General features: G+C 47.7%; 3 protein-coding genes. All 3 read right to left on the bottom strand.

Features of this window, described 5'->3' with window-relative positions:
- Positions 1 to 85: 85 nt before the first annotated feature.
- Positions 86 to 1,672, bottom strand: a complete 1,587-nt coding sequence (locus tag VN105_RS18015; protein ID WP_325642919.1) for a SusD/RagB family nutrient-binding outer membrane lipoprotein — start codon at positions 1,670 to 1,672, stop codon at positions 86 to 88.
- A 26-nt stretch (positions 1,673 to 1,698) separates the two neighbouring features.
- On the bottom strand, positions 1,699 to 4,908 hold the full coding sequence (locus VN105_RS18010; protein ID WP_325642918.1) for a SusC/RagA family TonB-linked outer membrane protein: 3,210 nt from the start codon (positions 4,906 to 4,908) through the stop codon (positions 1,699 to 1,701).
- Between the two features lie 101 nt (positions 4,909 to 5,009).
- On the bottom strand, positions 5,010 to 5,288 hold a 279-nt coding region (locus VN105_RS18005), incomplete at its 5' end, for a cupin domain-containing protein (RefSeq protein WP_325642917.1).

Genomic DNA, 5,288 nt, shown 5'->3' with positions numbered 1-5,288 from the left:
CAAACGGCAGGAAAATCAGCGAAATCAGCATAATCATCCTAATCCTGCTCCGAGACAATTTAAGTGGCCGAAGGCCACAAGCGCACTATTTAAGCAGCCACATATCCGCATTGATATCGTCTGTACTGCCGCCGAACTGGTTTTTGAGGGCGGCGGTCCAGTTGATGGTGTTGGAGGAGCGGTCGGAATCAGGATACTTGAAGCGTTTGGGAATAACGCCGCTGTTGCCGGTGCCCGAGCCTACACTGAAAGTGGGCACGCCTGTTCTTCTCCAGTTGATGTAGGCCTGCCAGCCGGAGTTTTCAAAGAATGCCAGGTACTTCTGTGTGAGGATCTGTGCAAGCCCCTGCGCATTGTTGCCTTTATACTTCACGCTGGCCTGTTTGTAATAGCTGTTCTCAAAATCAAATGGTACTTCATAACGCTGACCATTATACGTTTTTATTATGGATCCTGCTGCTTCCGCCGGAACACCATAAAAACTTAAAGACGCCTTGATGCCTTTCTTGTACCAGGTTTCTGCATCGGCCTCAATCCAGCCACGGTTAGCTGCTTCCGCCAGGTTAAAGCACAGTTCCGGGAAGCCAAGCAGCACACCCGGTTCGGCTGCATAATTGCTGTAGTAACGGCTGCGGCTGCGTACGGAATATACGGCGGTATCCACATTCGACATTTTCGACGACATATTATCCAGGCTCTCACCGGAAGCCGCACCTACATAAGCAGTGATATCAGCCGGCGATTTATGCAGCTTATTCACCTGCTCCGTAGCCGGTTCCGCGGTAATATAAGCACGCGGATCATTGAGCGATACCAATGTATTCAGATAAGTAGCCGACATATTATACCTCGTGGCATCAAAGCCCAGGTTATCGGGGTTAGACGGATACTTGTTGATGTTATTGTAAATAAACTGCAGGTTCTGATCAGAAGATTCAAGCAAAGGATATTTGGAAGGATTACTAACAATATCCTTAAACTGCTGAACCACTTTCAGATCTGCATCGGCTGTTTTCTTACTTAAGGTAATGAGTACACGCAAACGGAAAGTATTCACGGCACGCTGCCATTTACCCAGGTCATTCCCGTAGTAAAAATCGCCTTTCAGTAATTGTCCTTCTGCAGTGTTGCTTTTATCGGGATTGGCGATTTGTTGTCCCAGCTGTGTATTGGCTTCCTCCAGCCACTGGAGGATCTGTACAAAAACCTGCTTCTGTTCATCATATGCCGGTGTCAGGTCTTCTTTACCCAGCAATGCGCTTTTCATTGGCAGATCGCCTACCAGGTTAGTCATGCGGTAAAAGAACCAGGCACGGAAAAACTTACCTAATGCACTATAGGGATTCACTGCCTGGCCGCCTAAACGGGTGGCTTCCGATTCCATCTGCTGTACATTCGTCATGCTGTAGTAACTGTTCAGGTCTGCTCCTCCCCAATCGTAGCGCTGATCGCCATAATAGTTATAGTTACAGCAATCGAACTGGTTCCAGCGCATTACATTGCTCCAGGGCTTGTCTGAGTTCATATCTGCCAGCACGCCTCCCAGCACAAGACTGGGCGGGGTTTGCGAAGGCTTATTGGTGTTAATGGCGTAGTCGTCATACTTCTTGTTACAGCTACTGATCACAGCACCTGTTAAAGCAATGAAGGTTAATATTTTGAAAGATTTCATACAATACATTGTTTTAAAATGACAGATCAGAAGCTGAGGTTGATGTTAAATCCATATCTCTTCGTAGTAGGGGTTTGGAGGGTAGAAGCGCCCTGGTCCGCACCCGGATACTGGTCGAGGTCTACATCCTTATTTTTAGCAAAGTAGAGCAGGTTCCTGCCTACAAAGGAAATATTGGCCGATCTGATGAAAGTTCCTCTCAGCAAGGTTTGCGGCAATGCGTAGCCAATGGTTACCTCGCGGAGTTTTGCAAATGTTTTACTGATCAGGTTTGCTTCGTTGGTTCTGTAGTACACACTGATATAATCCTGCAGGAATGTTTTGGTAGTATTAGGTTCATACTGCAGCTTATCGTAGTTGGTTACATTACCGTTGTTGTCGTATTGAATAGGTACGTTGTTGCTTATCACTACGCCCTGGCCCAGGTAGGATTTTATACCTTTATAATCCTGGTAACGGGCCTCTCCCATTGCACCCTGCGTGGTGAGGATGTTGCGTCCGCCACGGAAAGTTTGCTGCTGGATATAGTCGATCATGTTACCACCTACGCGGCCATCGAACTGGAAGCTAAGGCTGATACCTTTGTAGCTGAAGCTGTTATTAACGCCCCAAACCCAATCGGCGCTGGCATTTCCGAGGAATTGTTGTGTTGGGTTCACTACCGGGCGACCATCGGCGCCGTTAATAATCTGCCCGTCGGGCGTTCTTACAAATTTATCTCCATAGATCTTATCTACCCGGTCGCCCACGCCTACAAAGGCGTTCAGCTTATCTTCCCCGTCATAGATCTTCGTATATTTTTCCTGGAAGGTAGACCAGTTGGCGGTAATGTTCCAGTTAAGGCCATTGGGATTTCTAACCGGGCTGCCATTCAAAGTTACCTCGTAACCGGTTTTACGGGTATTCACCCCATTGATACGGTTCTTTGCATAACCGGTAGCGCTGGGAATAATGACATCGTAGATCTGCGGACCATTCTGACTGGTAAAGTAAGTACCGTCAATGCCTATACGGTTTTTCAGGAAGCGGATATCTACACCGGCTTCTACTGCTTTACTTGCAAAAGGTTTCAGATCGGGATTGGCAATAGTTTGGGAGATATAAGCGCCTGCCTGGTTTTGGTACACCGGTGAAACATTATAGAAAGAAGTATTATAGATAGGGCCATCATAAGACGACTGGTATTCAGAACCATATCCCAGCGGGTAAGTGGCCAGCGGTGTAGCGCCAATGGTAGCCTGTGTGAAGCCTCCTTTTACGTTGGCATAGGAACCCCGCAGTTTCAGGAAAGATACTACTTCCGGCAGTTGTATATAGTCGGACAACACCGTGCTCACTGCAACAGACGGGTAGGAATAAACATTGTTCCGGACAGGCAGGTTAGAGGCTTTGTCGATACGATTGGTTAAGGAAACTGTAGCATATTTCCCCAGGTCAATATCTAAATAACCATAAGCACTCAGTACCAGCATAGGCGCGTAGTAGTTGGTAGCAAACAAAGGATCCCGGCTGTTGGCAAATCCGTACCATCCCGGAGCATTCAGGTAACCGGTAGAAACATAGCTGGAGTTATACCGGTAAGAACGGGCATTACCACCTACGGAGGCATGGATACCTATCTGACGGAAAGTGTTGGTGTAAGACAACAATACATCGGTGTTATTTTCAAACATGCTGCGTTTGTCTTCCCGGTAATCGCCTTTACCTTCTTCACGGCCATACGGGTGAGCGGAGAAAGGCACTTTCTCATTCCTCATCAGGTCGTAGGAGGTGATTTGTGTACGGGCCAGCAGTTCCAGCTTGTCATTGATCTTATAGTTCAGTTTTGCATAACCATTGATATCTGTTTTGTAATGGCCGCGCAGCCATTCGTAGGTCATAAACCAGGGGTTATGATAGCGTTGGTATTCCGCGTAAATGGACTGTATTCCTTCTTTGCCGGGCTGCCAGTAGTTGCGCATGTCGTCCATGCTCCAATCGGCGCCCGCCCATATAAGGGTGTTATAAATAATACTGTTGGGGCCATAGGTTACATCCGGGAAATTGTTTGAATACTGGCGGTTGTAATTCATGTAAGCATCTAATCTTAACCGGGAGTTGAAGTTATAACCTGCGGAGATATTGAAATTAGTGATGTTCAGTGACGTGTTAGGCACAATTCCTTTCTGATAGGAATGTGACAGGGAGAAGCGGAGATCAGCTTTTTCCGTGTGAGACGATACGGCGATATTGTTGGTGCTCAGCATCCCTGTTTGCAGGAAGCGCTGCAGGTTATTTTTGCCGCGTGCAATCCAGGGGGTACCGGTGCGTTTGCCGGTAGCCGGATCTACGGGGCTGTCGTACTGTGGGATGAGCTGGCCTTCGAATTTGGGGCCCCATACGTCGTAGTCGCCATCGTTGGTACCGCCGCCTTTACCGTCTACAAAAGCATATTTACCATGGTCGCCGGGACCGTATTCATCCTGTACTTTAGGGATGGCATTGAATCCTTTTTCGAACATGGTACTGGAGTTAAAATCAATAGACAGGCCGCGTTTATCTTTCGTCCCTTTTTTGGTGGTGATCATGATAGCGCCATTGAGGCCACGGGAACCATAAAGGGCGGAAGCAGTTACTCCTTTCAGGACAGTATAGCTTTCAATATCATCCGGGGAAATATTCCAGGTATCGGAGTTAATGGGTACTCCGTCTACCACATACAAACCAATGTTACTGCCACGGAGCAGTACCAGCGGGGCCGACAACAGTTCAGCAGAAGCGCCTACCGTGAGGCCGGCCACTTTACCTGCCAGGCCATTTACCGGGTTAGGTTCCCTGGCTTTGATCAGGTCTGCCCCTTTTACTTCCTGTACTGCATAACCTACCTTTTTTACTTCTTTTCGTATACCCAGTGCCGTTACTACCACTTCATCCAGCGCTTTTTTATCCGGCTGAAGGGCGATAGTTACATCTGAGGCTCCTTTCAGGGGATATTCCTGCGGAAGGAAGCCAATAAAACTAACCTGGAGTACATCGGTGCCGGCTGCGGAGATGGTAAAGCTGCCGGTAGCATCCGTAACGGCGCCGCGGTTGGCTCCTTTTACCTTAACGGTGGCTCCGATCACCGGTTGGCGATCATCGCCGGCTATAACTTTTCCTGTGATGGCCTGCTGGGCATGTACAGATAGGGTGGCGAATAGCGGCAATAGCATGGCATATAGCTGCCTTTTGAGCGCCCGGAGTAGATTTGATTGCATGTAAAAGTAGGTTTGGGTAAATTATTTACATGCAAAGTTTAAGATCCTATGTGACCGGAATGTTAAGCTATACTAAATTCAATGTTAAGTATTTGTAACCTTTATTTATCACTGTCGAGGAAGAAATACAGCACCAGGATCTGTGCGTTGTCCTGGCCTATGTTGCGGGGTTTATGTCCGAGCCGGCCGTCGAAGAAGAGGGAATCGCCTTCTTCCAGGATATATTTTTCATTGTCGATCAGGTATTCGACAGTGCCTTTAATAATATACTTATACTCGTAGGCGTCTGTTTTTACGGTTTGTGAGCGGTGGGCGCCTTTTTTCAGTTCCAGCAGTACGATATCTACCGGGAAATTCTTCACATTTTTGGTGAGCACTCT

The sequence above is a fragment of the Chitinophaga sp. genome (assembly GCF_035564935.1).
Classification (GTDB): Bacteria; Bacteroidota; Bacteroidia; order Chitinophagales; family Chitinophagaceae; genus Chitinophaga.
This window is presented reverse-complemented; position numbering and strand designations above follow the sequence as displayed.

Excerpts from the sequence above, each read along its gene's own strand:
- VN105_RS18015 (WP_325642919.1), bottom strand. The coding sequence starts at position 1,672 with ATGAAATCTTTCAAAATATTAACCTTCATTGCTTTAACAGGTGCTGTG.
- VN105_RS18010 (WP_325642918.1), bottom strand. The coding sequence starts at position 4,908 with ATGCAATCAAATCTACTCCGGGCGCTCAAAAGGCAGCTATATGCCATG.